Source organism: Streptomyces sp. NPDC051921, from assembly GCF_040680975.1.
In the GTDB taxonomy this organism is placed as follows: Bacteria; Actinomycetota; Actinomycetes; order Streptomycetales; family Streptomycetaceae; genus Streptomyces.
This window is the reverse complement of the sequence record NZ_JBFAXU010000013.1, coordinates 122177-146852: the sequence shown is the minus strand read 5'-3', so window position 1 is coordinate 146852 and position 24676 is coordinate 122177. Positions and strand designations below refer to the sequence as shown.

General features: G+C 73.5%; 19 protein-coding genes and 2 tRNA genes. 16 read left to right on the top strand and 5 right to left on the bottom strand.

Annotation, left to right across the window (positions count from 1 at the left end; all coding sequences use genetic code 11):
* Nucleotides 1–39: 39 nt before the first annotated feature.
* Nucleotides 40–4131 (bottom strand): PAS domain-containing protein, encoded by a 4092-nt coding sequence (locus tag AB0M16_RS19105; protein ID WP_365344260.1) that lies wholly within the window; start codon nt 4129–4131, stop codon nt 40–42.
* A 239-nt stretch (nt 4132–4370) separates the two neighbouring features.
* The gene (locus AB0M16_RS19100; protein WP_365344258.1) at nt 4371–4796 is read right to left on the bottom strand and encodes an SSI family serine proteinase inhibitor; all 426 of its coding nucleotides are present in this window, start codon (nt 4794–4796) and stop codon (nt 4371–4373) included.
* Between the two features lie 266 nt (nt 4797–5062).
* Here AB0M16_RS19100 and AB0M16_RS19095 point away from each other — a divergent pair.
* The 15 genes from AB0M16_RS19095 (at nt 5063) to AB0M16_RS19025 (ending at nt 20727) form a co-directional block, all read left to right on the top strand.
* Nucleotides 5063–5156 (top strand) — tRNA-Ser (locus AB0M16_RS19095).
* 592 nt (nt 5157–5748) lie between these two features.
* Nucleotides 5749–5821, top strand: a tRNA-Arg gene (locus AB0M16_RS19090).
* Between the two features lie 90 nt (nt 5822–5911).
* On the top strand, nt 5912–6043 hold the full coding sequence (locus AB0M16_RS19085; protein ID WP_365344256.1) for a hypothetical protein: 132 nt from the start codon (nt 5912–5914) through the stop codon (nt 6041–6043).
* Between the two features lie 369 nt (nt 6044–6412).
* Nucleotides 6413–8398 (top strand): calcium-binding protein, encoded by a 1986-nt coding sequence (locus AB0M16_RS19080; protein WP_365344254.1) that lies wholly within the window; start codon nt 6413–6415, stop codon nt 8396–8398.
* A gap of 327 nt (nt 8399–8725) precedes the next feature.
* The gene (locus AB0M16_RS19075; protein WP_365344252.1) at nt 8726–9331 is read left to right on the top strand and encodes a histone deacetylase; all 606 of its coding nucleotides are present in this window, start codon (nt 8726–8728) and stop codon (nt 9329–9331) included.
* A gap of 56 nt (nt 9332–9387) precedes the next feature.
* Nucleotides 9388–10209, top strand: coding sequence for a Bro-N domain-containing protein (locus AB0M16_RS19070; RefSeq protein ID WP_365344250.1), 822 nt, complete (start codon nt 9388–9390; stop codon nt 10207–10209).
* 41 nt (nt 10210–10250) lie between these two features.
* Nucleotides 10251–11138 (top strand): DUF2797 domain-containing protein, encoded by an 888-nt coding sequence (locus AB0M16_RS19065; RefSeq protein WP_365344248.1) that lies wholly within the window; start codon nt 10251–10253, stop codon nt 11136–11138.
* An 87-nt stretch (nt 11139–11225) separates the two neighbouring features.
* Nucleotides 11226–11561 (top strand): antibiotic biosynthesis monooxygenase, encoded by a 336-nt coding sequence (locus tag AB0M16_RS19060; RefSeq protein WP_365344246.1) that lies wholly within the window; start codon nt 11226–11228, stop codon nt 11559–11561.
* Nucleotides 11548–12483 carry an amidohydrolase family protein gene (locus AB0M16_RS19055; RefSeq protein WP_365344244.1) on the top strand — a complete coding sequence of 312 codons (936 nt, stop codon included), beginning with the start codon at nt 11548–11550 and terminating at the stop codon, nt 12481–12483. The genes AB0M16_RS19060 and AB0M16_RS19055 overlap by 14 nt, the downstream gene beginning before the upstream one ends.
* A gap of 41 nt (nt 12484–12524) precedes the next feature.
* Entirely contained in the window at nt 12525–13262 is a 738-nt protein-coding gene (locus tag AB0M16_RS19050; RefSeq protein ID WP_365344242.1) for a response regulator transcription factor, read from the top strand.
* Between the two features lie 21 nt (nt 13263–13283).
* Complete coding sequence (locus AB0M16_RS19045) at nt 13284–14765, top strand: HAMP domain-containing sensor histidine kinase (protein WP_365344413.1); 1482 nt, start codon at nt 13284–13286, stop codon at nt 14763–14765.
* Between the two features lie 63 nt (nt 14766–14828).
* The gene (locus AB0M16_RS19040) at nt 14829–16100 is read left to right on the top strand and encodes a bifunctional glycosyltransferase family 2/GtrA family protein (protein ID WP_365344240.1); all 1272 of its coding nucleotides are present in this window, start codon (nt 14829–14831) and stop codon (nt 16098–16100) included.
* Nucleotides 16097–18286 (top strand): glycosyltransferase family 39 protein, encoded by a 2190-nt coding sequence (locus tag AB0M16_RS19035; protein ID WP_365344238.1) that lies wholly within the window; start codon nt 16097–16099, stop codon nt 18284–18286. The genes AB0M16_RS19040 and AB0M16_RS19035 overlap by 4 nt, the downstream gene beginning before the upstream one ends.
* A 96-nt stretch (nt 18287–18382) precedes the next feature.
* A complete protein-coding gene (locus tag AB0M16_RS19030; protein WP_365344236.1) occupies nt 18383–19918 on the top strand; it encodes an MFS transporter in 1536 nt (511 codons plus the stop codon).
* Nucleotides 19919–19953: 35 nt separating this feature from the next.
* A complete protein-coding gene (locus tag AB0M16_RS19025) occupies nt 19954–20727 on the top strand; it encodes a TetR/AcrR family transcriptional regulator C-terminal domain-containing protein (RefSeq protein ID WP_365344234.1) in 774 nt (257 codons plus the stop codon).
* Nucleotides 20728–20907: 180 nt separating this feature from the next.
* Here the strand turns inward: AB0M16_RS19025 and AB0M16_RS19020 are convergent, their stop codons facing one another.
* Together AB0M16_RS19020 and AB0M16_RS19015 are read right to left on the bottom strand one after the other, a co-directional pair.
* Nucleotides 20908–22506 carry an MDR family MFS transporter gene (locus AB0M16_RS19020; RefSeq protein WP_365344232.1) on the bottom strand — a complete coding sequence of 533 codons (1599 nt, stop codon included), beginning with the start codon at nt 22504–22506 and terminating at the stop codon, nt 20908–20910.
* Nucleotides 22507–22535: 29 nt separating this feature from the next.
* The gene (locus AB0M16_RS19015; protein ID WP_365344230.1) at nt 22536–22979 is read right to left on the bottom strand and encodes a MarR family transcriptional regulator; all 444 of its coding nucleotides are present in this window, start codon (nt 22977–22979) and stop codon (nt 22536–22538) included.
* A 221-nt stretch (nt 22980–23200) separates the two neighbouring features.
* On the opposite strand from AB0M16_RS19015, the gene AB0M16_RS19010 reads away from it, so the two are divergent.
* On the top strand, nt 23201–23434 hold the full coding sequence (locus AB0M16_RS19010; RefSeq protein ID WP_365344228.1) for a hypothetical protein: 234 nt from the start codon (nt 23201–23203) through the stop codon (nt 23432–23434).
* A gap of 110 nt (nt 23435–23544) precedes the next feature.
* On the opposite strand, the gene AB0M16_RS19005 is transcribed toward AB0M16_RS19010, so the two are convergent.
* The gene (locus AB0M16_RS19005; protein WP_365344226.1) at nt 23545–24654 is read right to left on the bottom strand and encodes a hypothetical protein; all 1110 of its coding nucleotides are present in this window, start codon (nt 24652–24654) and stop codon (nt 23545–23547) included.
* Between the last annotated feature and the right edge of the window lie 22 nt (nt 24655–24676).

The window sequence follows — 24676 nt, the reverse complement described above, 5'->3', positions numbered from 1 at the left end:
GGGGGCCCAGGGCGTGTTGCGGAAGTCCCGCAACGCGCCCTAGTTGGTGCCGATCTTCGCGAGCAGGTCGACGATCCGGGCCTGCACCTCGGTGCTGGTCGCCCGTTCGGCGAGGAAGAGCACCGTCTCGCCGGAGGCCAGCGTGGGCAGTTCGGCCTCGTCGAGGTCGGTCGAGGTGTAGACGACCAGCGGGGTGCGGTTCAACTGCCCGTTCGCGCGCAGCCAGTCGATGATCCCGGCCCGGCGGCGACGTACCTGCATCAGGTCCATCACCACCAGGTTCGGGCGCGTCTGCTGCGCCAGCGTGACCGCCTCCGTGTCGGTCGCCGCCCGCGCCACCACCATCCCGCGCCGCTCAAGGGTCGCCGCGAGCGCCTGCGCGATGTCGTCGTGCTCCTCGATCAGCAGCACCCGCGAGGGGTGCTGCTCGCTGTCGCGCGGCGCGAGCGCCTTGAGCAGGACGGCCGGATCGGCGCCGTACGCAGCCTCCCGGGTCGCCTGCCCGAGCCCGGCGGCCAGCAGCACCGGCACCTCGGCGGCGACGGCCGCCTGGCGCAGGGACTGCAGCGCGGTACGGGTGATGGGCCCGGTCAGCGGGTCGACGAAGAGCGCGGCCGGGAAGGCGGCGATCTGCGCGTCGACCTCCTCGCGGGAGTGCACGATCACCGGCCGGTAGCCGCGGTCGCTCAGCGCCTGCTGGGTGGCCACGTCCGGAGCGGGCCAGACGAGCAGCCGACGCGGATTGTCCAGCGGCTCCGGGGGCAGTTCGTCGTCGACGGGCTGCGGCAGCGGCTGGTTCGACACCTCCACCGCACCGCCGGGGCCGTCCAGCGGCTCCGGCCCCTCCGCCGAGCCCTCGGCGGGCGCCCCTATGGCGTAGGCACGCCCCTCGGGCGCGGGCGCCGGAACCAGCGTCGGGCCGAGCTTGGGAGCGGCGGGCACGGGCGCGGGGACCGACGGCACCGGAGCCTCCGGCTGTGCCTGCGGCGCCTGAGGCTGCGGCTCCGGCTGCGGCTGGGCCTTGGCCACGGCCTCCGGAACCGCGGGCCGGCCCTCCTCCGCGGGGTTGCCGAGCTTGCGTCGCCGCCCGGAGGGAGCGACCGGGGTCCCGCCGGGCGGAGTCGTCGCGGCCGCGGGCTGGACGAAGGGCACGCCCTGGCCGAGCGTCCGCACGCTGAAGGCACGCCCCTGCGCGGTGTCCTTGGGAGGAGCGGGAGCGGGAGCGGGAGCGGGCACCGGCGCGGCCGGCGGCAGGACCGGGGCGGCGGGAGCAGCCGGGGCCGCCGGGGCAACCGGCACCTCCGGCGGGAGCGGTACGGACCCGGTGCCGGTGCCACTGGCGGTGGGCGCCGTGACCGGGGCGACCGCCGCGGGCAGCGGGTGCGGCTGCGACGGCGTGTGCTCGTCCTCCGGCAGCGTGCGTACGGCCTCGTGCCGCTCCTCGTGGTCGGGGCGGTGCTCGGGGGCGTCGTCGCGGTCGGCCCCGGCCGGCGGCAGCGCGAACGGCGTGCGCGGTCCGGCGTCGGCCGCGGCGGCCCGCTCCTGTGCGGCGGCCAGCGCACGCCGCCGACGCCCGGTGGGCTGCGGCGCGGCCCCCTCCGACGCGACGGCGGGCAGCGCGGGTGCGGCTGCGGGCGCGGAAGCCGGTGCCGGTACGGGCGCGAGCGCCGGGGCGGCGGCATCGACCGGGACGCCCTGCGGCGGCACGGTGTCGCCGAGCGCCGGGCGCCCCTGCGCGCTCTCGGCGGCGGTCACGACGGCGCCCTCGGCGGGCCGGCCACGACGCCGCCCGGTGCCGGTGGGGGCGTCGGCCCCCGCGCTCTGGGCGGGGATCAGCTCGGCCGCTGCCCCCGGCGTACCGGCGGGCGGCGTGTCGTCCGTACGCCCGCGGCGTCGTCCGGTCGGCTCGGGCACGGGGCCGCCCTCGGGCGCCAGCGGGCTCTGCAGGAACGCGTCCGTGGACGCGGCCCGCCGGGCCCGCCGCCGCCCGCCACCGTTGGTGGCGCCCGGGGCGGCTCCGCCGAGGCTCGCGTCGGCGGGCGGGGCCTGCGCGGGAAGCGCGGGCCTCTCGGCGTCGGCGGTGGGCGCGGGCTGCGGGGCCATGGACACGGGGCCGATGGACTGCGGGGGGACGGGGCGAGCCTGCTCGGCCGCCGGGGCCTCGGCCTGCGGCGAGCCGGTCGGCGAGACGTTCGGCGAGAGGTTCTGCGAGACGTTCGGCGAGCCGGGCCCGTGCAGGGCGAGTCCGCCCTGCGTGTGCGTGGTCCGCGCCGGTTCGGCGTGCGCGTGCGGTGCGGCGTGCGCATCCGGTCCGGGCAGCGCGGGTCCGGGCAGCGCGAGTCCGGCCGGTGCGAGTCCGGCCTGCGCGGGCTCGAGGCCGGGGTGCCCGGGCGTCCCGCCCCGCGCCGGCTCGAGGGCGTGCTGTTCGGCGGCCCCCGGCGCGGACGGGTCCGGTACGGGTACGGGCGGAGCCGGCACGGTGCCCCGCCCGGCGCCCAGCGGAACCTCGACGACGTACGCGCCGCCGGTCGTGCCCGGCACCTCGTGGGTCTGCACCACGCCGCCGTGCGCGGCGACGATCCCGCGGACGATCGGCTGATGGACCGGGTCGCCGCCGGCGTACGGGCCGCGGACCTCGATCCGTACGACGTCACCGCGCTGGGCGGCGGCGACGACGATCGTGGAGTCCGCGTAGCCGCCGGACTGGGTGGCCTTGCTCTTGCCGGTCGCGTCGACGCCCGCGACGTCCGCGACGAGGTGCGAGAGCGCCGTGGTGAGCCGCGCCCGGTCGACCTCGGCCTCGATCGGCGGCGCGTGGACGGCGAACTGGGCCCGCCCGGGGCCGATCAGCTCGACGGAGCCGTCGATGCCGGCGGTGACGATGCCGTCGAGCAGGGCGACGCGCTTGTCCAGCTGCTCCGCGCCCGCGTCGAGCCGCTGGTAGCCGAGGACGTTGTCGACCAGGGTGGTCATCCGGGCGTAGCCGGCGGCGAGGTGGTGGAGGACCTGGTTGGCCTCGGGCCAGAGCTGCCCGGCGTCGTCGGCGGCCAGGGCGCTCAGTTCGGCGCGCAGCTCGTCGAGCGGCCCGCGGAGGGACTCGGCGAGCACGGCGGTCAGCTGCTCGTGCCGGGCGGTGAGGGCCGCGACCCGCTGCCGCTCCTCGGCCAGCTCGCTCTCGTACCGCTCCTTCTGCTGCTCCAGCTGGGCGGTGAGCCCGTCCGTCCGCTCGGCGAGCTGGGCGGTGAGCTCGCCCGTCCGCTCGGCCAGTTCGGCGTCGTGCTTCTCCGTGAGGTCGGCGAGCTCGGCGGCGTGGGCCTCGACGAGCTGCTCGTACGGCCTGCGGTCGGTGAAGGTCATGACGGCGCCGACGAGCTGGTCCCCGTCCCGCACCGGCGCGGTGGTGAGGTCGACCGGCACGCGGTCGCCGTTCTTCGCCCAGAGCACCTGCCCGCGGACCCGGTGCTTGCGGCCCGACTTGAGGGTGTCGGCGAGCGGCGACTCCTCATAGGGGAAGGGCTCGCCGTCGGCGCGCTTGGGGAGGATCAGCCCGTGCAGCTCGGCGCCGCCGAGCTCGCCGGCGCGGTAGCCGAGGATCTGCGCGAAGGCGGGGTTCACGAGGACGACCCGGCCGTCGGTGTCCGTGCCGACGACGCCCTCGGAGGCGGCGCGCAGGATCATCTCGGTCTGGCGCTGGGAGCGGGCGAGTTCGGCCTCGGTGTCGAGGGTGCCGGTGAGGTCACGGACGACGAGCATGAGGAGCTCGTCGCCGGTGTAGCCGCTGTACGAGTCGTAGGCCTCGCGCCCGTCCTCCAGGCTGGCGCTGGTCACCTCGACCGGGAACTCTCCGCCGTCGGTGCGGCGGGCCATCATCCGGGTGGGCCGGGTGCGGCCGTGGTCGTCGGTGCCCTCGGGGCGGCGCATCGAGCCGGGGATGAGGCGCGAGTCGAAGTCCGGCAGGAGGTCGAGCAGCCCGCGCCCGACGAGCGCGGTGCCGGGGGTCTCGAACATGCCGAGGGCGATGGTGTTGGCGTTGACGACCGTGCCGTTGCAGTTCACGAGCACGAGGCCGTCGGGGAGGGCGTCGAGTATGGCTGCGAGGCGAGCAGCGCCTCGGGATGGCCTGCTGCTCACGCGACGCTTCCTCCCTGAACCCACTGCACTTGCCTGCAGCCCTTGCCTGGTGCCTAGTGGCCTGCGGGCCCCATCTTGCCCCTCGGGTCGCGGCCTGTCACGGAGGGAGTCTAAGGGAGGCAGACGCTCCGCCTAGGGACACGGGGTGGAGGTTCCGTGCCCGGCTCGTCGCCCGGCTCGTGCCCGGCTGCCCGCCCGGCCGGGGCCCGCCGTGCCCGGCCCCCGGCCGGGCTCGGTCCTCAGCCCTTCACGCGGGGGAGCACGGGGCGGAGGTTCTCCCAGCGGTCGATCTCGCAGCCGTTGGCGCGGGAGAAGCGGGCGTCGACGGCGCGCCCCTGCCAGTTGCCGGTGATGCGTGCGGTGGCCGGGCCGCCGTACTGCTCCGTGCACATCTGGTCGGCGGGCACGGGCGCGAAGGGGTCGTCGCCGGCCTGCGTGAGCTGCGCGAGCCGCTTGCAGGCGTTCTCGGCGGCGGGGTGGGTGCCGCCGGGCGACGCGCCGCACCTCAGCTCGAACGTCCCGTCGGCCTCCTGGTGCCCGCTCCGTTCGATGCTCACGGTGAGGGAGTCGGGCGCGGAGAGCAGCGGCAGCGGGGGAAGCGCCCCGAGCCCGATGGCGGTGGAGGCGGCGGTGGCGAGGCTGGCGAGAAGGAGGGGGCGCAGCATGACGTACTCCCGTTGTGGTGCGGTGCGTGGGGCGCGGCGGTGGCGACGGGGAACCGGCGGGCCGTTCCCCCCTCACTAACGCTCCGGACCCCGCTCCGTTGCGCAACGGGGGATGCTCCGGGCGGGGGCGGGCGGAGAGGCGCGCGGGAGGGCACGGCCCTTTGCCCTGGGCCCCGGGGTCCTAGTACGGTGATAAGCGATTGGTGGCGCGGCGCTCGTCTGTGTCATCATCTGCACGCACCACCCGCATACGCGCGCGGTGCGAAGGAGGCGTCGCCTAGTCCGGTCTATGGCGCCGCACTGCTAATGCGGTTTGGGTCTTAAAGCCCATCGAGGGTTCAAATCCCTCCGCCTCCGCCAACCCGAAGCCCCGGTCGTCCCGACCGGGGCTTCGGTCGTTCCCGGAGCCGCGGGTCGCGCCCGGCGCCCCACCCCACACCCCGCGCCCCCGCGAGCCACGACCGACGCCCCGCGACCGAGCTCCGTGACCGCGCCCCGCGACCGACGACCCGCGACCGATGACCTGTGACCGCGCCCCGCGACCGATGACCCGCGACCGCGCCCCGCGAGCGACGACCCGACCGGCGCCCCGCCACCTCGAACCTCGTCCTGTGATCGCGCGCCGCGACCGCGACCGCGGGCGCCCCGTCCGCCCCCGCGAGCGCGGCTCCGGTACCCCCGCCGCGTCGAGCTCCGAGCGCGCGCCGCCGTGAGCGCGCGGCTCCCCGTCCGGCCGCATGTGACCCCGGTCTCTTTTCCCGCCTTTTCCCCCGCGAACGCCCGCCCGCGCGCCCTCGCCCGCCGTGCGCCCCTAGGTCGTCCGTGGGGCGTTTTCGCAGGTCGCAAGGGGTGTGGTCAATGGATTTCACATGACGGCGGCAGTCATGTAATGTTCTTCCTGTCGCCGCGAGCGGGCCGAAAGGCCGGGGAGCGGAGGCGAAAAACAAAACAAGCACTCGTAGCTTAACGGATAGAGCATCTGACTACGGATCAGAAGGTTGCAGGTTCGAATCCTGCCGAGTGCACAGAGACAAGAGGCCCGGACGAGAGTCCGGGCCTCTTGCGTTGTGCCGTGCCGGAAAGATCGGGGGGTCGGCCCCGGGTAGGACTCGAAGGTGACGCGCCGGTCGACCGAGGGGCGATGGCATGCGGTCAACAAGGACCCCGGCCTGACGCCCTATCTGGTCCTCAACTGCGACAGCCACCACGACAGCGCCTTTCTGCCCTTCACCTCGGAACAGGGGTAGCTGCGAATGCACCGCGCCGTCCCGGTGATCGGGGAGCCCGGCCAGTCCTACCCGTACAGCTGTGAACGCACGTCCGCCGAACCCGACTTCGGTCGCCGGGGAGCCTGCCGAACGATCGGGCCCTGTCCGCATCCGCGGCGAGCGCGCGAGCGCGCGAGCGGGCGGAGCGGGGTGGGGTGGGCGGAGCGGGCTGGGTGGGCGGAGCGGGGTGGGCCGGCGGGCGGGTGGGGCGGGCGGGTGCGGCGCCTCACTCTGGAGAGTGGAACCCGGCGCCCAGTGGGGCGCAGCCCGCCGGGTCGCTCTCGGGCAGGAACGGGGGCGCCAGAAAGCTGTGGGGCCCGAGCATCCCCACAGACGGAGTGGTCGCCCATGCCCCTTCATCCCCCACGGCGCCGAGCCCGGCGCGTCGGCGCGCTGATCGGCGCGTCCCTGGCGCTGGTCCTCGGCCTGCCCGGAGTGGCGACCGCCGCCCCCGGCGACCTGGACCCCACGTTCGGCGGCGACGGCACGGTCGTCACGGACGCGGGGTACATCGAGAACAACGGCGACGTGGCCGTCCAGCCCGACGGCAAGATCGTCACCCTCGGCACCGGGAACAACTTCCCCGAGGAGCCCACCGACTTCCTGGTGATGCGCTACAACGCCGACGGCAGCCTCGACACGGAGTTCGGGGAGGGCGACGGCATCGTCCTGGCCGATCTCGGCGCGGCGTACGACGACATGGGCAAGGCCCTGGCGCTGCAACCGGACGGCAAGATCATCGCGGTGGGCAGCAGCTTCCGGAGTTTCGGCCGATGGATGTTCGCGGTCCACCGGCTCAACGCGGACGGCACTCCGGACACCGGATTCGGCACGGGCGGGTCGGTGTTCACCGCCTTCGACGACCCGTCGGGGAACGCGCAGGCCGAGGCCGTGGCCCTGCAGGCGGACGGCAAGATCGTCGTCGGTGGGTCCAGCGCCGGCGGGTTCACCCTGGCGCGCTACGACGTGGACGGCAGCCTGGACACCGGCTTCGGCGGCGACGGCACGGTCACCACCGCTTTCGAGGGGACCGGCGCGACGGTCCTCGACCTGGCCGTGCAGCCCGACACCGGCATCGTGGCCGGCGGCTACGGTGCCGGTGGCATGGCGGTGGCGCGCTACCACGCGGACGGGAGCCTGGACACGGGCTTCAGCGGCGACGGCCGCGCGAGCATCACCTTCGGGAGCGGGACGTCCGGAGCGGAAGGCATCGCCCTGCAGCCGGACGGCAGGATCGTCGGAGTCGGCGCCTTCAACGACGCCTTCGCGGTGGTGCGGTTCACCGCCGACGGCGCGCCCGACCCGACCTTCGACGGCAACGGCAGGCTGACCACGTCCTTCGGGACCGGGCAGACCAGGGCCATGGGCGTGGTGCTGCAGCCGGACGGCAGGATCGTCGCCGCCGGTTACCACAGCGGCGAGTTCGCGCTGGCGCGCTACAACACCGGCGGCAGTCTGGACGTCGACTTCGGCGGCGACGGGCGGGTGACCACCGATCCCGGGACCTACACGTTCTACGGCAACGCCGTGGCACTGCAGCCCGACGGCGGCATCGTCGTCTCCGGCGACGACCTGGTCGAGAGCGCCGTGGCCCGCTACCTGGGCGGCGGCGGCGTCGAACCCCCGACGGCGGACCTGTCGGTCACCAAGACCGGGCCCGCCACGCTCGTCCTGGGCGACCAGGCGACGTACACGATCCGGGTGACGAACAACAGCACCGCCACGACGGCCACCGGGGTGTCGCTCTCGGACACGCTCACCGGCGCTTCCGGTCGGCTGCTGTCGGCCACGCCCAGTCAGGGCGGCCCGTGCACGGTGAACCCGACCACGATGAGCTGCACCCTCGGGAGCATCGCCCCCGGCGCGTCCGCGACGGTCAGCGTCGTCGCCGAGCCGCGTACGACCGGCACCCTGACGGACTGGGTGGCGATCGGGGCCGCGGAGGAGGACCCCGTCCCGGCCAACAACAACGCCAACGCGGCGACAGTCGTGAACAACTCGCGCGGCTGCACGATCGTCGGCACGAGCGTCACCGAGACGCTCAACGGCACCTCCGGCAACGACGTGATCTGCGCGCTCAGCGGCAACGACACGGTGTACGGCAACGGCGGCAGCGACACCGTCCACGCGGGCGCCGGCAGCGACTGGGTCAGCGGCGGCACCGGCAACGACCGGCTGATCGGCCAGTCCGGCGGCGACCGGCTCAACGGCGACGGCGGCAACGACACCCTGGACACCCGCGACGGCATCGGCGGCAACGACGCCGCCTACGGCGGCGACGGGTCCGACACCTGCACCACCGACACGGGCGACTTCCGCAACAGCTGCCCCTAGGGGCAGGCCCTGGAGCCCCCACGGCGGGCAGCCCGCGAGAGGCCCGGACGCACGTCCGGGCCTCTTGGCGTGCTCCGCGGGGTGGGTGGTGGCCTCTCGCCGTGCTCTCCGGGATGGGTGGTGGGCTCTTGGCGTGGTCTCCGGGGTCGGTGGTGGCCCTCGCCGTGGTCTCCGGGGTGGGTGGTGGCCCTCGCCGTGCTCTCCGGGGTGGGTGGTGGCCCTCGCCCTGCTCCCCGGGGGCGGCCGGTGGCCTCTCGCCGGGCTCGCCGCGGCGGGCGGTGGCCGGTCGCTGGTGGTCCGCCGGTGGGAGCGGTAGCGTCCGGCGGCATGTACGTCTGGTATGCCGCGTACGGGGCGAACACGGACGGCGCCCGCCTCGGGCGCTATCTGGTCAGGTGCCGGGACCGGGCCGCGCCCGTCGAGTCCCGGGGTGTCGTGCTCGGCGGTGCCGTGTACTTCGCGACCGAGTCGCCCGTGTGGGGCGGCGGCCGCGGCTTCTACGACCCGGACGCGTCCGGCAGCGTCTTCGCGCGGGCGCATCTGATCACCGTCGGGCAGTTCTCCGACATCGCCGCCCAGGAGATGTACCGGGAGCCGGTCGCTGACCTCGACGTGTCCGAGGCGGTGGCCCGCGGGCGCGTCTCGTTCGGGCCGGGGCGCTACGAGACGGTGGTCTGCGCCGGGGACATCGACGGCGTCCCGCTGCTCGCCCTGACCGCGCCCTGGGCGGTGGGCGAGGTGGAGTTCCGGGTGCCGTCCGAGGCATATCTGCGGCGCATCGCCGCCGGGTTGTGCGCCTCCGGCGTCTGGGACGCCGGCGAGGTGGCCGGCTATCTCGCCCGGTGCCCCGGGGCCCTCGGCCACTGGAGCGCCGCCGACGTGCTCGCCCTCATCGACAGCACGAGCTCCACACCTTCGGGTGAACCAGGCTGATTTCCATGTCAGTTGAATATGCCCTCGGCCTAGCGTGCAGAGGGAGGTGATGTCCGATGAACGCCATCGACATCGACGACTTCGTGTACGCCGCCACGGGAGCGCGGCTGCGGAGGATCACGCTGCCGGACGGGACGCACTGGTTCCCCGCCGTGGACGTGGCCCGCCGGCTCGGGTACACCAGCGCACGGCAGGCCCTCCGCGCGTACGTCGGGGACGCGCTGCACACGCCGCTCGGGGAGCTTCCCGTCGAGATCGCCCCGACGACCGGGTACAGGAGCCTCAAGAAGTCGACGCGCATGGTCTGTCTCGAAGGGGTCGTGCAGCTCGTCCAGGCGTCCCGCAGGGCCGAGGCCGCGCCGTTCAAGGAGTGGGTCGCCCAGGTCGTCGCCGACGTGCAGCGCGAGGGGGCCTACCGGCTCGATCCGTCCCCCGTCGGCGCCACCGGATTCCTCCTCCCGCAGCAGCTCCTCGACGCGCTCGTCCGCCTGGAGGAGGGCAGCCTCCGGCTCGACGAGGAGGGCTGTGAGCTGCTGCGCGAGGCCGGGCGTGACCTGCGCCGGATCGCCGCCTCCCTGGAGCGGCTCTCCGTGCCCGGCCAGCGTTCCGGGCCCGCGCTCACCCCTCAGGAGCTCCTCGACTCCTGGTGCGAGCGGAAGGTCGTCGAGAGCGCCGACGTCCACGCCGTCGCCGCCTGTCTGGCCCCGGCCCTCGTACGCGGCGGAGTGCGCTACCGCCTGGAGGAGGTCGCCCGCCGCACCGGGCTCACCGCCGAGCGCGTCCGCGACTGCGTGCGCGTGCTCGTCGAGCGCGGCTGCATGCGGCACGCGGGCGACGCGGCCGGCACCGACGAGGGGCTGCTGTACGTGCTGCCCTGACCCCGGTGACCGATGTCAGTGGCCCGTACGACACTGGACGCATGGTGTGGCGGAGTGCCGGGATCTCGTGGCGCGGCGGTGTGCCCGCGCTGCGGTGGGAGGGCGGTCGCGTCAGCGCGCTCGCGTACGGGCGGGACATCGCCTTCCGGGCCCTCGGCGAGCGGCGGTGCCCCGGCGCACGCGGGAATCCCTGCCCGCTCGCCGCCGTCGTGTCCGGGCGCAGCACCGGCGGGCGGTGCCCCGAGTGCGCGCGGCTCGACCGGGCGCACTCCGTCGCGGCCGACACGATCGCGGACGACCCCCGGCCGTACCGGGTGTACCTCGCCTGGTTCGGGCCCGGCATGGTCAAGGTCGGGATCACCGGGGAGGAGCGCGGCGACGCCCGGCTGCTCGAACAGGGGGCCGTCGCCTACAGCTGGCTCGGGCGGGGCCCGCTGATGGCCGCGCGACGGACCGAGGAGGTGCTCCGGCACGCGCTCGCGGTGCCCGACCGCATCCCGTACGCCCGCAAGCGGGCCGTCCGGCGCGCCCTGCCGCCCGCCGCCGAACGGGCCGACGAGGTCGCCGAGCTGTACGGGCGGGCCGTGGCCGTCCCCGCCTGGGCCGAGACGCTCCACACGCTGCCCTGCCAGGTTCGTGATCACGTCGACGTCTTCCGCCTCGAAGCGCTCGCCGACCGGCACCCCTCTCCCGAGCTGGCGGTCACCGAGTGCGTCGACGGCGGGGTCCTCGCCGGGCGGCTGGTCGCCGCCGCCGGGCCCGATCTGCATCTGCTCGGCCCTGACGGGCTGCCCCTCGTCCTCGACACCCGGCTGCTGTCCGGATGGGAGCTGGCCGCCGCGCCGGCCGGTCACGCCGTCACGGTCGCCGTCGCCGCGACCGCGGACACGTCCCCGGACCGCGCGGACGGGCAGGAACCGTTGTTCTGAGGGGCCGAAGCGCTGAACCGTAAAGTCTTGGATCCCTTCCGGGCCCGTCCATGGACACCGCGACCACCGCCCCCGCAGGGTGATCACATGACCCCGAACCTCGTGGGCGGCTTCGAACCGCCCTACTACACCGCTGTCTTCACGTCGATCCGTCCCGACGACCCCGAGGGCTACGCCGAGACCAGCACCCGGATGCAGGAGCTCGTCCGGGACGTCCCCGGCTTCCTCGGCTACGAGTCCGCCCGCACCCCCGGCGGCATCGGCATCACCGTCGCGTACTTCCGCGACCTGGACGGCCTCGACGCCTGGCGGCGGCACCCCGAGCACATGGCCGCCAAGGAGTACGGGCGCGAGCACTGGTACGAGAACTACCGCGTGCACATCGGCAAGGTCGAGCGGACGTACGGCCATGTCCGGGACTGACGCGGACGTCCGGCCGTGGATCGACCGCCTCGGCCTCCCCGGGCTCGTCGACGTCCACACCCACTTCATGCCCCGCAACGTCCTCGACAAGGTCTGGGCCTACTTCGACTCCGCCGGCCCCCTCACCGGCGTCGAGTGGCCCATCACCTACCGCGAGGAGGAGGACCGGCGGGTCGCGCTGCTCCGCGACTTCGGGGTGCTCGCGTTCACCTCGATGCTCTATCCGCACAAGGCGGGCATGGCGGAGTGGCTCGACGACTGGGCCGCCGACTTCGCCGCCCGCACGCCCGACTGCCTCCACACCGCGACCTTCTTCCCCGAACCCGGCGCCCCCGGCTACGTCCGGCGGGCCCTCGAACGCGGCGCCCGGGTGTTCAAGGTGCACCTCCAGGTCGGCGCCTTCGACCCGAACGATCCGCTGCTCGACGACGTGTGGGGGCTCGTCGAGGAGGCCGGTGCGCCGGTCGTCGTGCACTGCGGGTCCGGGCCCGCGCCCGGCGCGTACACGGGGCCCGGGCCGATCGGGCGGCTGCTCGCCCGCCGGCCCCGGCTGCGGCTCGTCGTCGCCCACATGGGCATGCCCGAGTACGGGGAGTTCCTGGACCTCGCCGACCGGTACGAGGGCGTCCACCTCGACACCACCATGGCGTTCACCGACTTCAGCGAGCGTCTCGCGCCCTTCCCGGCCGGGGAGCTCACGAGGCTGCAGGGGCTCGGCGACCGGATCCTGCTCGGCTCCGACTTCCCCAACATCCCCTATCCGTACGTCCATCAGCTCGACGCCCTCGAACGGCTCGGGCTGGGCGACGACTGGCTGCGGGCCGTCTGCCACGACAACGCGGCCCGGCTCTTCGGGCTGTCGCACCGGCCCTCGCGGGCCGCCGACCGGTCCAGGGGCACTTCTCAGGAAATTCACAGGTAAGCGAAAGACGCGTCTCAGGCCGGCCCGGAACCGTGACGCGTATGACTGCGACCACGTCCCGCTCGCGTACCGATCTGCTCCGCACCGACGGCTCCGCCGTCCGGGTCCTCGTCGTCGACGACGAGGCCGCGCTCGCCGAGCTGCTCTCGATGGCCCTGCGCTACGAGGGCTGGCAGGTGCACAGCGCGGGCGACGGGGCCGGGGCGCTGCGCACCGCCCGCGACTTCCGGCCCGACGCCGTCGTGCTCGACATGATGCTGCCCGACATGGACGGACTGTCCGTCCTCGGCCGGCTGCGGCGCGAACTGCCGGACGTTCCGGTGCTGTTCCTGACGGCGAAGGACGCCGTCGAGGACCGGATCGCGGGGCTCACGGCGGGCGGCGACGACTACGTCACCAAGCCCTTCAGCCTGGAGGAGGTCGTGGCCCGGCTGCGGGGGCTCATCCGCCGGTCCGGGGCCGCGCAGGCGCGCGCCGAGTCGCTGCTCACCGTCGGGGACCTCACCCTCGACGAGGACAGCCACGAGGTGACCCGGGGCGGTGAGTCCATCCACCTCACCGCCACCGAGTTCGAGCTGCTGCGCTTCCTCATGCGCAATCCGCGCCGGGTGCTCAGCAAGGCGCAGATCCTCGACCGGGTCTGGTCGTACGACTTCGGCGGCCAGGCCAATGTCGTCGAGCTCTACATCTCGTACCTGCGGCGGAAGATCGACGCCGGACGCAGCCCCATGATCCACACCCGGCGGGGGGCCGGCTACCTCATCAAGCCGGGGGAGTAGTCGGCCGTGCGGTTCCCCCGAGTGGGCGGCGGTCGGCCCTGGTCGCTGCGGACCCGGCTGGTCGTCTCCGCCGTCGCGCTCATCGCCGTCGTCTGCGCGGTCATCGGCACGGTGACGACGATCGCCTTCCGGTCCTACCTCTACGACCAGGCGGACACACGGCTGCAGGAGGTCGCGAACCGTGCGGCCGGTCCGCCGCTCGAGGCCGCCGGGCCCTCGCCCGGCGGCTTCGACGCGCCCCAGGACTTCGTCATCGGGCCCGGGGCGCCGCTGGGGACGGTCGGCGGACGGGTGGTCGACGGGGAACTGACGTGGGCGGACCGTTCCGTACCGCCGGAGGACGGGCCGTACGGGCCGAGGTACCGGATCGAGGCGTTGAGCGCCGCCCAGTCCGCCGGCCTCGCCGCCGTCCCGCGCGACGGCGACCCGCACACGGTGTCGCTGCCCGGCGGCCTCGGCGACTACCGGGTGCAGTACGCGTCCGGCAAGAACGGCGACTACCTCATAGGCATTCCGCTGACCGAGGTCAGGGACGCCCTGTCCACCCTGATCGTCGTGGAGTTGAGCGTCACCGGCGCCGGGCTCGTCGCCGCCTCGCTCGCGGGGACGGTGCTCGTGCGGGTCGCCCTGCGGCCGCTGCGCCGGGTCGCCGCGACCGCCGCGCAGGTGTCCCGGCTGCCGCTGCACAGCGGCGAGGTGGCGCTCGACCACCGGGTGCCGGAGGCGCAGGCCGATCCGCGGACGGAGGTCGGGCAGGTCGGCGCGGCCATCAACCGCATGCTGGACCACGTGCATTCGGCGCTCGACGCGCGCCAGCAGAGCGAGACGCGGGTGCGCCAGTTCGTCGCGGACGCCAGCCATGAGCTGCGCACCCCGCTGGCCTCGATCCGGGGGTACGCGGAACTGACCCGGCGCGGCCGGGAGGAGTGCGGGCCCGACACCCGGCACGCGCTCGGGCGCATCGAGTCCGAGGCGACCCGGATGACGGGACTGGTGGAGGACCTGCTGCTGCTCGCCCGGCTCGATGCCGGACGGCCGCTGTCGTACGAGCGCACCGATCTCTCCCTGCTCGTCGTGGACGCCCTCTCGGACGCCCGCGCGGCCGGGCCCGAGCACCGTTGGCGGCTCGAACTCCCCGACGGGGACGCCGGGGTGAAGGTGCCCGCCGACGGCGCCCGGCTGCACCAGGTGCTGGTGAACCTGCTCGCCAACGCCCGTACCCACACCCCGCCCGGCACGACCGTCACCGCCCGCGTCCGTACCGCGCCGGGGCATGCCGTCGTCGAGGTCGAGGACGACGGGCCGGGTGTCCCGGCCGCGTTGCTGCCGACCGTCTTCGAGCGGTTCGCACGCGGCGACGCCTCGCGCTCCCGGCAGGCCGGCAGCACCGGGCTCGGGCTCGCCATCGTCCGGGCCGTCACGCTCGCCCACGGCGGCGAGGTGACCGTCGACAGCCGCCCCGGCCGCACCGTCTTCGCCGTGCGGCTGCCCGGCGAGCGCTGACTCACAGGCAGGGCACAGCCTCACCACACGGCCGTGACAGCGGGCCCGGTGAGGGTCGGGGGCATGCAAACGACAGTGTCCGCCGAAACCCTTCCCGCCCGGGAGCACCTCCCCGTGGGCGCGGCCGGCAGGCCCGTCCTCGACGTGGTGATCCCCGTCTACAACGAGGAGAAGGACCTGGAGCCGTGCGTGCTGCGGCTCCACGAGCACCTCCACCGCACCTTCCCGTACGACTACCGCATCACCGTCGCCGACAACGCCTCCACCGACTCCACGCCGGACGTCGCCCGCGCGCTCGCCGCCCGCCTGCCGGACGCCGTGCGGTTCGTACGGCTGGAGCAGAAGGGCCGTGGCCGGGCGCTGCGGTCCGTGTGGTCGGCGTCCGAGGCGCCGGTCCTCGCGTACATGGACGTGGACCTGTCCACCGACCTCAACGCGCTGCTCCCGCTCGTCGCACCGCTCATCTCCGGCCACTCCGACCTGGCGATCGGCTCGCGGCTCGCGCGTTCCTCGCGGGTGGTGCGCGGCCCGAAGCGGGAGTTCATCTCGCGGGCCTACAACCTGATCCTGCGCGGCTCGCTCGCCGCCCGCTTCTCGGACGCCCAGTGCGGCTTCAAGGCGATCCGGCGGGAGGTCGCCGAGCGGCTGCTGCCGATGGTGGAGGACACCGGCTGGTTCTTCGACACGGAGATGCTGGTGCTCGCCGAGCGGGCCGGGCTGCGCATCCACGAGGTGCCGGTCGACTGGGTCGACGACCCCGACTCGACCGTGCACCTCGTGCGGACCGCCACCGACGACCTGAAGGGCGTGTGGCGGGTGGGCCGGGCCCTCGCGACCGGCTCGCTGCCGCTCGACCGCCTCGCCCGGCCCTTCGGGGACGACCCGCGGGACCGTGAACTCAACGGCGTGCCGGGCGGGCTGGCGCGGCAGCTGGTCGGCTTCTGCGTGGTCGGCGTCCTGTCGACGCTCTTCTACCTCGCCCTCTACTCCTTCTTCCGGCTCGGCGTCGGTGCCCAGCCCGCCAACGCCGGTGCCCTCCTGCTCTCCGCCGTCGCCAACACGGCCGCCAACCGCCGGCTCACCTTCGGCGTGCGGGGCCGGGACCGGGCCGCCCGGCACCAGGCGCAGGGCCTGGTCGTCTTCGGTATCGGTCTCGCCCTGACCAGCGGCTCCCTCGCCGCGCTCGGCGCCGCGACGGGCGATCCGGCGCACTCGACCGAGCTCGCCGTACTGATCGTCGCCAACCTCGCCGCGACCGTCGTGCGCTTCCTCCTCTTCCGGCTCTGGGTCTTCCCGGAGCGCGTGGCCACCACAAGGACAAGGACCACTCGATGAACTCCCCGAACACGCGAGGCCGACGCCTCTGGCGCGGGCGTCCCGAGGACGCGCCCTGGGTGCGGCCGGCCTTCCTCGGCCTGCTCCTCGCGACCGCGGCCCTGTACCTCTGGAACCTGAGCGCGAGCGGCTACGCCAACTCCTTCTACTCCGCCGCCGTCCAGGCCGGCAGCCAGAGCTGGAAGGCCTTCTTCTTCGGCTCGCTCGACGCGGCGAACGCCATCACCGTCGACAAGCCGCCGGCGGCCCTGTGGCCGATGGCCCTGTCCGTGCGTCTCTTCGGCCTCGGCTCCTGGCAGATCCTGGTCCCCGAAGTGCTCATGGGGGTGGGTACGGTCGCCGTCCTCTACGCGGCCGTCCGGCGACGCTTCGGCGCGGGCGCGGGCCTGATCGCGGGTGTGGTGCTCGCGCTCACCCCGGTCGCCGCGCTGATGTTCCGCTTCAACAACCCCGACGCGCTGCTCGCCCTGCTCATGACGGTCGCCGTCTACTGCGTGCTGCGTGCCCTGGAGCTCGACGGGGGCGCCGCGCGGTGGCTGGCGTGGGCCGGGGTCGCGCTCGGGTTCGCCTTCCTGGCCAAGACCCTGCAGGCCTTCCTGATCCTGCCGGTGCTCGCGCTCGTGTACGTGGTGTGCGCGCCGGGCGGCCTGGCGCGGCGGTTGGGCCGGCTCGGCCTCGGCGGTCTCGCGCTCCTCGTGTCGGCGGGCTGGTGGGTGGCCCTGGTCGAACTGTGGCCGGCGTCCTCCCGCCCGTACGTCGGGGGCTCGCAGAACAACAGCTTCCTTGAGCTGACCTTCGGCTACAACGGCCTCGGCCGGCTCAACGGTGACGAGGTCGGCAGCGTGGGCGGCGGCGGTCGCGGGGGCGGGCCCGGCGGCATGTCGGTGGATCTTCCCGCGGGCGCGGAGCCGCCCACCCTGGGCCGTGGCGGCGGCTGGGGCGAGACCGGCATCGGCCGCATGTTCGACGACCAGGTCGGCGGTCAGATCTCCTGGCTGCTCCCGGCGGCGCTGCTGCTCCTCGTCGCCGGTCTCGTGGTGACCTGGCGGGCCTCGCGCACGGACACGGCGCGGGCGGCGTTCCTGGTGTGGGGCGGCTCGCTGCTGATGACGACGGGCGTCTTCAGCTTCATGGCCGGCATCTTCCACGAGTACTACACGGTGGCCATGGCCCCGTACGTCGCCGCCCTGATCGGCATGGGCGCGGCGGTGCTGTGGGAGGAGCGGACCCGCTTCCCCGCCTCGGCCGCCCTCGCCGCCGCGGTCGCGGTGACGGCGGTGTGGGGCTGGGTGCTGCTCGGCCGGACGCCGGACTGGCAGCCGTGGCTGCGCTGGGCGGTCCTCGTCGCGGGCTGCTCGGCGGCGCTCGCCCTGCCGATCGCGGTCCGCCTGACGAGGGGGGCCCACCGTCTCGGCCTGGTGGCGGCCGGCCTCGGTCTCGTGGCGGGCCTCGCGGGCCCCTTCGCGTACACCCTGGCGACGCTCGCCGACGGCCACCAGGGCTCGATCGTGACGGCCGGCCCGGCGGGCATGGCCGGGCCGGGCGGCATGCGCGGCGGCCCGGGCAACGGCCGGATGTTCTTCGTGGAGGGCCCGGGGCAGGGCGGCCAGGGGCAGCGCCAGGGGCAGTTCCCGGGCGGTGGCCAGGGCGCGGGGCAGTTCCCGGGCGGTGGCCAGGCCCCCGGCGGCGGCCAAGGCGGCGGTCAGGCTCCGGGCGGGCAGGCTCCCGGTGGCCAGGCTCCGGGCGGTCAGGCTCCCGGTGGCCAGGCTCCCGGCGGTCAGGCGCCCGCGACGGGCGGCGAGAACCAGCGCGGCGGGCCCGGCGGCATGGGCGGTCTGCTCGACGGCGCCGACGTCGGTGCCGAGGCCGAGCGGAAGCTCCTCGCCGACGCCGACGCGTACACCTGGGTCGCCGCCGCCATCGGCGCCCAGAACGCGGCCAGTTACCAGCTCGCCACCGAGAAGCCGGTGATGGCGATCGGCGGCTTCAACGGCAGTGACCCCTCGCCGACCCTCGCGCAGTTCAAGCAGTACGTGGCCGAGGGGAGGATCCACTACTTCATCGCGTCCGGCGGCGGGATGGGCGGTGGCGGGGCCGGCAGCGCGATCACCTCCTGGGTCGAGGACACCTTCGAGAAGGTCACCGTCGACGGCGTCACCTTCTACGACCTGACCAGCAAGAACTAGCCCTCGGAGGCCCCCCGAAGAAACTCCTATACAGCGTACGAGGATCTCCTGTACGGTGTACGAGCAATCGCCTCGTACACCGTATAAGGAGTTTCCATGACGGCGACGACCGCCGCGAACGAACGGGCCGCCACCGGCGGCCACCCGCAGCGCTGGCTGATCCTCGGCGTCATCTGCCTCGCCCAGCTCACCGTGCTGCTCGACAACACCGTGCTCAGCGTCGCCATCCCCTCGCTGACCACCGAGCTCCATGCGTCCACCAGCGACATCCAGTGGATGATCAACGCCTACTCGCTCGTCCAGTCCGGTCTGCTGCTCACCGCGGGCAACGCCGCCGACCGCTACGGTCGCAAGAAGCTGCTGGCCCTCGGCCTCGCGCTCTTCGGCCTCGGCTCGCTCACCGCCGGCCTCGCCGAGTCGACCGGGCAGCTGATCGCCGCCCGCGCGGGCATGGGCGTCGGCGGGGCGCTCCTGATGACCACGACCCTCGCCGTCGTCATGCAGATCTTCGACGACTCCCAGCGGGTCAAGGCCATCGCCATCTGGGCCACCATCGGCTCCCTCGGCTTCGCCGCGGGCCCGCTGATCGGCGGTGTGATCCTGAACCACTTCTGGTGGGGGATGATCTTCCTGGTCAACATCCCGGTCGCCGCCGTCGGTCTGGTCGCCGTGCTCAAGCTGGTCCCGGAGTCGAAGAACCCGCAGGGCGACCGCCCCGACCTGCTCGGCGCGCTGCTCTCCACGATCGGGATGTCCTCGGTCGTCTACGCGATCATCACCGGCCCGGAGCACGGTTGGACGTCGGCGCAGGTCCTGGTCCCGGCCGCGGTCGGGCTCGTCGTCCTCGCCGGCTTCGTCGGGTGGGAGCTCCGCATCCCGTACCCGATGCTCGACATGCACTTCTTCCGGAACCAGAAGTTCGTGGGCGCGGTCGCCGGCGCGATCCTGGTGATGCTCGGCATGGGCGGCTCACTGTTCCTGCTCACCCAGCACCTGCAGTTCGTCCTCGGCTACGAGCCGCTGGAGGCGGGGCTGCGGATGGCGCCGCTCGCCCTGACGATCGTCGTCCTCAACCTCTCCGGCGTCGGACCGAGGCTCGTCATGAAGATCGGCACCGCTCCGTCCGTCGCCCTCGGCCTCGGCCTGGTCGCCGGCGGTCTCACCTCGATCGCCCTGCTCGGCGGCGGCACCGACGGCACGTACGCCGGCATGCTGCTGGGCCTGGTCCTCATGGGCGCGGGCATCGCGCTCTCCAACCCGGCCATGGCCAACGCCATCATGAGCGCGATCCCCCCGGAGAAGGCCGGTGTCGGCGCGGGCGTCAACGGCACCCTTGCCGAGTTCGGCAACGGCCTCGGCGTCGCCATCCTCGGCGCCGTCCTCAACGCCCGCTTCGCCGCCCTCGTCACCGTCACCGCGACCTCCCTCCCGGCCGCCCTGGCCGCGGCGGGCACGGACGCCGAGCGGCAGCAGATCTCCGACGCCTTCGCCTCCGGCCTCCAGACCAGCCAGCTGGTCGGCGCGGTCGCCGTCTTCGCCGGCGGTCTCCTCGCGGCCTTCCTGCTGAAGCGGGCCGAGCGCACGGAGCAGAAGGCGGCGGGGGCGGCCGAGCAGCAGACCGTGGCTGCATAGCATGAGCGGGAACCACTGACAGGCGGAGGAACGCGATGGTCAAGGCGGCGGACAGGGCCAAGAACCCGGCGGGTGCCAGCGTCTGGCTGGAGACCAGGGCCGCCCGCAGTGGAGGCGGCCCGGCCGGGCTCGACCGGGAGCGCATCGTCGCCGCCTCGATCAGGATGCTCGACGAGGAGGGCCTGTCCAAGCTCTCGATGCGCAAGCTCGCGACCGAGCTGAACGTCACCGCGATGTCCCTGTACTGGTACGTGGACACCAAGGACGACATCATCGAGTACGCCATCGACACCTGTTACGCGGAGATCGACCTGGCCGCGGTCGACGCCGCCGGCGGCTGGCGGGACCGGATCCGGGTGCTCGCCCTGGACTACCGCAGGATGCTGGTCCGCCACCCGTGGATGTCGCCGAGCGCCGGCCAGTACCTGAACATCGGCCCGCACGCGATCGCCGTCGGAGCCAAGATCCAGGAGGCGATCAGGGACACCGGCCTGCCGATGAACCGTCAGCCGAGCGCGATGTCGGCCGTCTTCCAGTTCGTCTACGGCTACGGGACGATCGAGTCCCAGTTCCAGCGCCGGGCGGCCGAGGCCGGCATGTCGCAGGACGACTTCTACGGCGAGTCGATCAAGGCCTTCCGGGACGACCCGCAGTTCGAGGACGCGCTCGAACCGATGGCCGAGATCCTCGACGAGCGTGCCTCGCACGGCAGCGTCAGCGAGATCTGGGACCGCGACTTCGACTACGCGTTGGACGTGCTCGTCGCGGGCATCGAGGTCATGGTCGCCCGCGAGGCGTCCGGTCCATGACGGAGCGGCGGGCCGTCCCCTGCCCGCCGCTCCGTACCCCACCCGGCCGCGCCTCCGCTCGAAGCGCGGCCGGGAGTCTTCTGTGCGCCCCCGACCGTCCGGCTCGGACCGTCCGGCTCGGACCGTCCGGCTCGGTCCGTAGGTCGGGCTGTCGTGCCCGGACCGTCCGGCCCGGACCCGTCAGGCCTCGACGGCCTGCTTGTCGTCCGCCTTCACGGTGTTGCTCTTCAGCGCGACCTCCTTGATGAACAGGGTCACGACGAAGGCGAGCAGTGCGAAGGGCGCCGAGTAGAGGAAGACGTCGCCGACGCCGTGGCCGTACGCGCTCTCCATGACCGTACGGATCGGGGCGGGCAGCTTGTCCATGTCGGGGATGCCGCCACCGCCACCGCCCTGGCCCATGGCCGCCGCGGCCTTCGGGCCGAGCTCCGCCAGGCCGTCCTTGACGTAGTCGGTGACCCGGTGGGCCATGACCGCGCCGAGTGCCGAGACACCGATCGCACCGCCCAGGGAGCGGAAGAAGGTGACGACGGAGGAGGCGGCGCCGAGGTCGGAGGGGGCGACCTGGTTCTGGGTGCACAGGACCAGGTTCTGCATCATCATGCCGAGTCCGAGGCCGAGGACCGCCATGAAGATCGCGATGTGCCAGTACTCCGTGTCGTAACGGATGGTGCCGAGCAGGCCGAGGCCGCCGGCGGCGAGGGCGCCGCCGCTGACCAGCCAGGCCTTCCAGCGGCCGGTCTTGGTGATGATCATGCCGGAGACCGTCGAGGAGACGAACAGGCCGCCGATCATCGGGATGGTGAGGACGCCGGACATCGTCGGCGACTCGTTGCGGGCCAGCTGGAAGTACTGGCTGAAGAAGACCGTGCCGGCGAACATCGCGACACCGACGAAGAGCGAGGCCGTCGAGGCGAGCGCGATCGTGCGGTTGCGGAAGAGCCGCAGCGGGATGATCGGCTCGGCGGCCTTGGACTCGACGAGGACGAAGACCGCGCCGAGCAGGATCGAGCCGCCCACCATGGCGGCGGTCTGCCAGGACATCCAGTCGTACTTGTCGCCGGCGAAGGTGACCCAGACGAGGAGCAGGGAGACGGCGGCGCTGATGAAGAAGGCGCCGGCCCAGTCGACCTTGACCTCGCGCTTCACGACGGGGAGCTTGAGGGTCTTCTGCAGGACGAGCAGCGCGATGATCGCGAAGGGCACGCCGACGTAGAAGCACCAGCGCCAGCCGAGCCACTCGGTGTCGGTGATGACGCCGCCGAGCAGCGGGCCGCCGACGGTCGCGACGGCGAAGACCGCGCCGAGGTAGCCGCTGTAGCGGCCGCGCTCACGCGGGGCGATCATCGCGGCGAGGATGATCTGCGAGAGGGCGGTGAGACCGCCGACGCCGATGCCCTGGACGACGCGGCAGGCGATGAGCATGCCGGTGTTCTGCGAGAGACCGGCGACGACCGAGCCCGCGACGTAGATGACGAGGGCTATCTGGACCAGCAGCTTCTTGGAGAAGAGGTCCGCGAGCTTGCCCCAGAGCGGGGTGGTCGCCGTCATCGAGAGGAGGGCGGCGGTGACGACCCAGGTGTAGGCGGACTGGCCGCCGCCGAGGTCGGTGATGATCTGGGGGAGGGCGTTGGAGACGATCGTCGAGGACAGGATCGCGACGAACATGCCGAGCAGGAGCCCGGACAGCGCCTCCATGATCTGCCGGTGCGTCATCGGGGCACCGGTGGTGCCGGTGCTGCCTTCCCGAGCACCCGTGGCAGGCGCGGTGGTGGCCATGAATTTCCTTTGCGTGAAGTCAGCGTCGGTCAGGCGTGGTGGGCCCGGCAGTCCCCGAAGGAGTCGCGGAGGCGGGCGAGCAGGGTGGTGAGCAGTGCGACGTCTTCGTCGGACCACTCCGCGAGGCGGCGGGTGAAGGCTTCGGTGACCCGGCGGTCGAGGTCGTCGAGCATCGCGTGGCCCTCGGCGGTGAGCCGCAGGATCCGGGAGCGCTTGTCGTCCGGGTCGGGCAGCCGCTCGATCCAGCCGTGCTCCACGGTGTGCGTCACGTGCCGGCTGCAGACGGACATGTCGACGGCCATCAGTTCGGCCATCCGGCTCATCCGCATGTCGCCGTGGGTCTTGACGAGGGCGAGTACGGCTGCCGCGCCGCCCTGGCAATGGGCGGGCAGCACGCGGGCGAGGCCGCGCTTCACGGCGCCGATGGCGCTCACCGAACGGGCGAGGTCCTCGTACCGGTTCCGCGTCTCCATCGAACTCCCCTCCATCTTGTTGCTTAGGGCAACGATAGAGATGGATGGTTGCTTCAGGCAAACTAAATCGGTCAAAGCGCGCTAAAGAATCGGCAAAGCGGCTCGGAAGGGGGCCCGGAGGGGCCGGGGGCGGCCCGGGCGGGGAGGGAAGGTGCAGGTCCGGGGAAGGGCGGATGACCAGGGCTTGGGGCGGCGAGCCCGACTTCGCTAGGGTCCGGGCCATGGCACACAACCCCCAAGCACCGTACGGCCAGGGCGCCCAGGGCCCCGAGGGCTCCTACGACCCCGCCGGCAGCACCCAGATGTTCCGCGCCTTCGTCGACGAGGGCACCCCGCAGCGACAGCAGCACCAGGCAGCCGTCGCGCCGTCCTCCGGCCCCCGCGTCGGCCTGATCGTCGGCGTGATCGTCGCGATCGCCGTCCTGGCCGGCGTGGCCTGGCTGGCGCTCGGCTGACCCGGCGGGTTGCGCGTGCGCGGCACGCACGCGTACGGCTGAGGGCGGTCGGGCCGGGAGCTCTGCCGGGCTCCTGCCCCGACCGCCCTCTGCGTGGCGTCGGGCGCTGCTCAGTCCGTGCACCCGGGCACGGTGCCGGGAGCGCAGTTGGTGGGCAGGTTCTCCGTGACGACGGTCGAGTTCAGCACCACCTGGCCCCCGGAGTTGAGGATGCCGCCCGGAGCGTTGCGGGCGGCGTTGTTCGTCACCCGGGTGCTGTTGAGCGTCACCGACCCGCCCCGGTTCGCGATGCCGCCGCCCTGTCTGCTGTCGATGGCCCCTTCGGTGACCCGGTTGGCGAAGATCTCGCCCCCGGTCATCTGCAGCGTGCCGTAATTGTTGATGCCGCCGCCGATGGCCGCTGACGTGTTGCTGCGGACGACGGTGTCGGTCAGCGTCACGTTCGCGTCGGGCGCGATCATGATGCCGCCGCCGTCGGCCCCGGCGGAGTTGTCGACGACCCTGCTGCCGCTGACGGTCAGCCTCCCGTCCACCTCCATCCCCCCGCCCTGGCCGAAGAGGGCGGTGTTGCCGCCGACCGTGCTGTTCCGGAAGGTCGTGACGCTCTGGGGGTAATCGAGGTATCCGGCGCCGTCGCCGCCGCTGACGTTGTACATGAGGTCACTGTTCGTGAAGGTGACCGTGCTGCTCGCGGAGGCGATTCCACCGCCGAGGAGGGCGGAGTTGTGGATGACCTTGCTCCGGTCCACCGAGAGCCTTCCGCCGTCGTGCACCCAGACGCCGCCTCCGGAGCCCGTCGGGGTACGGCCGTTCCGTACGGTCACCCCGCCGAGCCGCAGGTCGCCGTTCGGTCCGGCGACCTCGAAGATCCGGAAGTCCGGCGTGCCCGTCCGGGTGCTCCGCCCGATGGTGCTCCCGTTGCCGACGACGGTGATCTGGCTCGTGATCACCGGCAGGCCGTTGGAGGCGTTGTGCGGCGTCGTCAGTGAGTACGGGCAGCCGGGGGAGAGGATGAGCAGGCTGGGGCCCGGGGTCGTGTTGGCCAGGGCGACGGCATTCTTCAGCGCCGCCTGCCCGCAGGGCACGAAGTCCTGGGCCGTGGCACTCGCCGGTAGGCCCACGACCGCCGCGACCGCGGCGACCGCCGTGGCCGTCGCGGTCGCCGTGGTCGCCGTGGTCGCTCTCGCGAAGGCAGTGGCACGTCTTGTACGTCCGAACACGTCCGTCCCTATCCGCTCGATG

What these genes read in the sequence shown, in the direction of transcription:
- AB0M16_RS19020 (WP_365344232.1), bottom strand. Translation starts at nt 22,506, where the DNA reads ATGGCCACCACCGCGCCTGCCACGGGTGCTCGGGAAGGCAGCACCGGC.
- AB0M16_RS19025 (WP_365344234.1), top strand. Translation starts at nt 19,954, where the DNA reads ATGGTCAAGGCGGCGGACAGGGCCAAGAACCCGGCGGGTGCCAGCGTC.
- AB0M16_RS19070 (WP_365344250.1), top strand. Translation starts at nt 9,388, where the DNA reads ATGAACGCCATCGACATCGACGACTTCGTGTACGCCGCCACGGGAGCG.
- AB0M16_RS19050 (WP_365344242.1), top strand. Translation starts at nt 12,525, where the DNA reads ATGACTGCGACCACGTCCCGCTCGCGTACCGATCTGCTCCGCACCGAC.
- AB0M16_RS19040 (WP_365344240.1), top strand. Translation starts at nt 14,829, where the DNA reads ATGCAAACGACAGTGTCCGCCGAAACCCTTCCCGCCCGGGAGCACCTC.
- AB0M16_RS19055 (WP_365344244.1), top strand. Translation starts at nt 11,548, where the DNA reads ATGTCCGGGACTGACGCGGACGTCCGGCCGTGGATCGACCGCCTCGGC.
- AB0M16_RS19015 (WP_365344230.1), bottom strand. Translation starts at nt 22,979, where the DNA reads ATGGAGACGCGGAACCGGTACGAGGACCTCGCCCGTTCGGTGAGCGCC.
- AB0M16_RS19030 (WP_365344236.1), top strand. Translation starts at nt 18,383, where the DNA reads ATGACGGCGACGACCGCCGCGAACGAACGGGCCGCCACCGGCGGCCAC.
- AB0M16_RS19035 (WP_365344238.1), top strand. Translation starts at nt 16,097, where the DNA reads ATGAACTCCCCGAACACGCGAGGCCGACGCCTCTGGCGCGGGCGTCCC.
- AB0M16_RS19075 (WP_365344252.1), top strand. Translation starts at nt 8,726, where the DNA reads ATGTACGTCTGGTATGCCGCGTACGGGGCGAACACGGACGGCGCCCGC.
- AB0M16_RS19010 (WP_365344228.1), top strand. Translation starts at nt 23,201, where the DNA reads ATGGCACACAACCCCCAAGCACCGTACGGCCAGGGCGCCCAGGGCCCC.
- AB0M16_RS19100 (WP_365344258.1), bottom strand. Translation starts at nt 4,796, where the DNA reads ATGCTGCGCCCCCTCCTTCTCGCCAGCCTCGCCACCGCCGCCTCCACC.
- AB0M16_RS19060 (WP_365344246.1), top strand. Translation starts at nt 11,226, where the DNA reads ATGACCCCGAACCTCGTGGGCGGCTTCGAACCGCCCTACTACACCGCT.
- AB0M16_RS19065 (WP_365344248.1), top strand. Translation starts at nt 10,251, where the DNA reads ATGGTGTGGCGGAGTGCCGGGATCTCGTGGCGCGGCGGTGTGCCCGCG.
- AB0M16_RS19080 (WP_365344254.1), top strand. Translation starts at nt 6,413, where the DNA reads ATGCCCCTTCATCCCCCACGGCGCCGAGCCCGGCGCGTCGGCGCGCTG.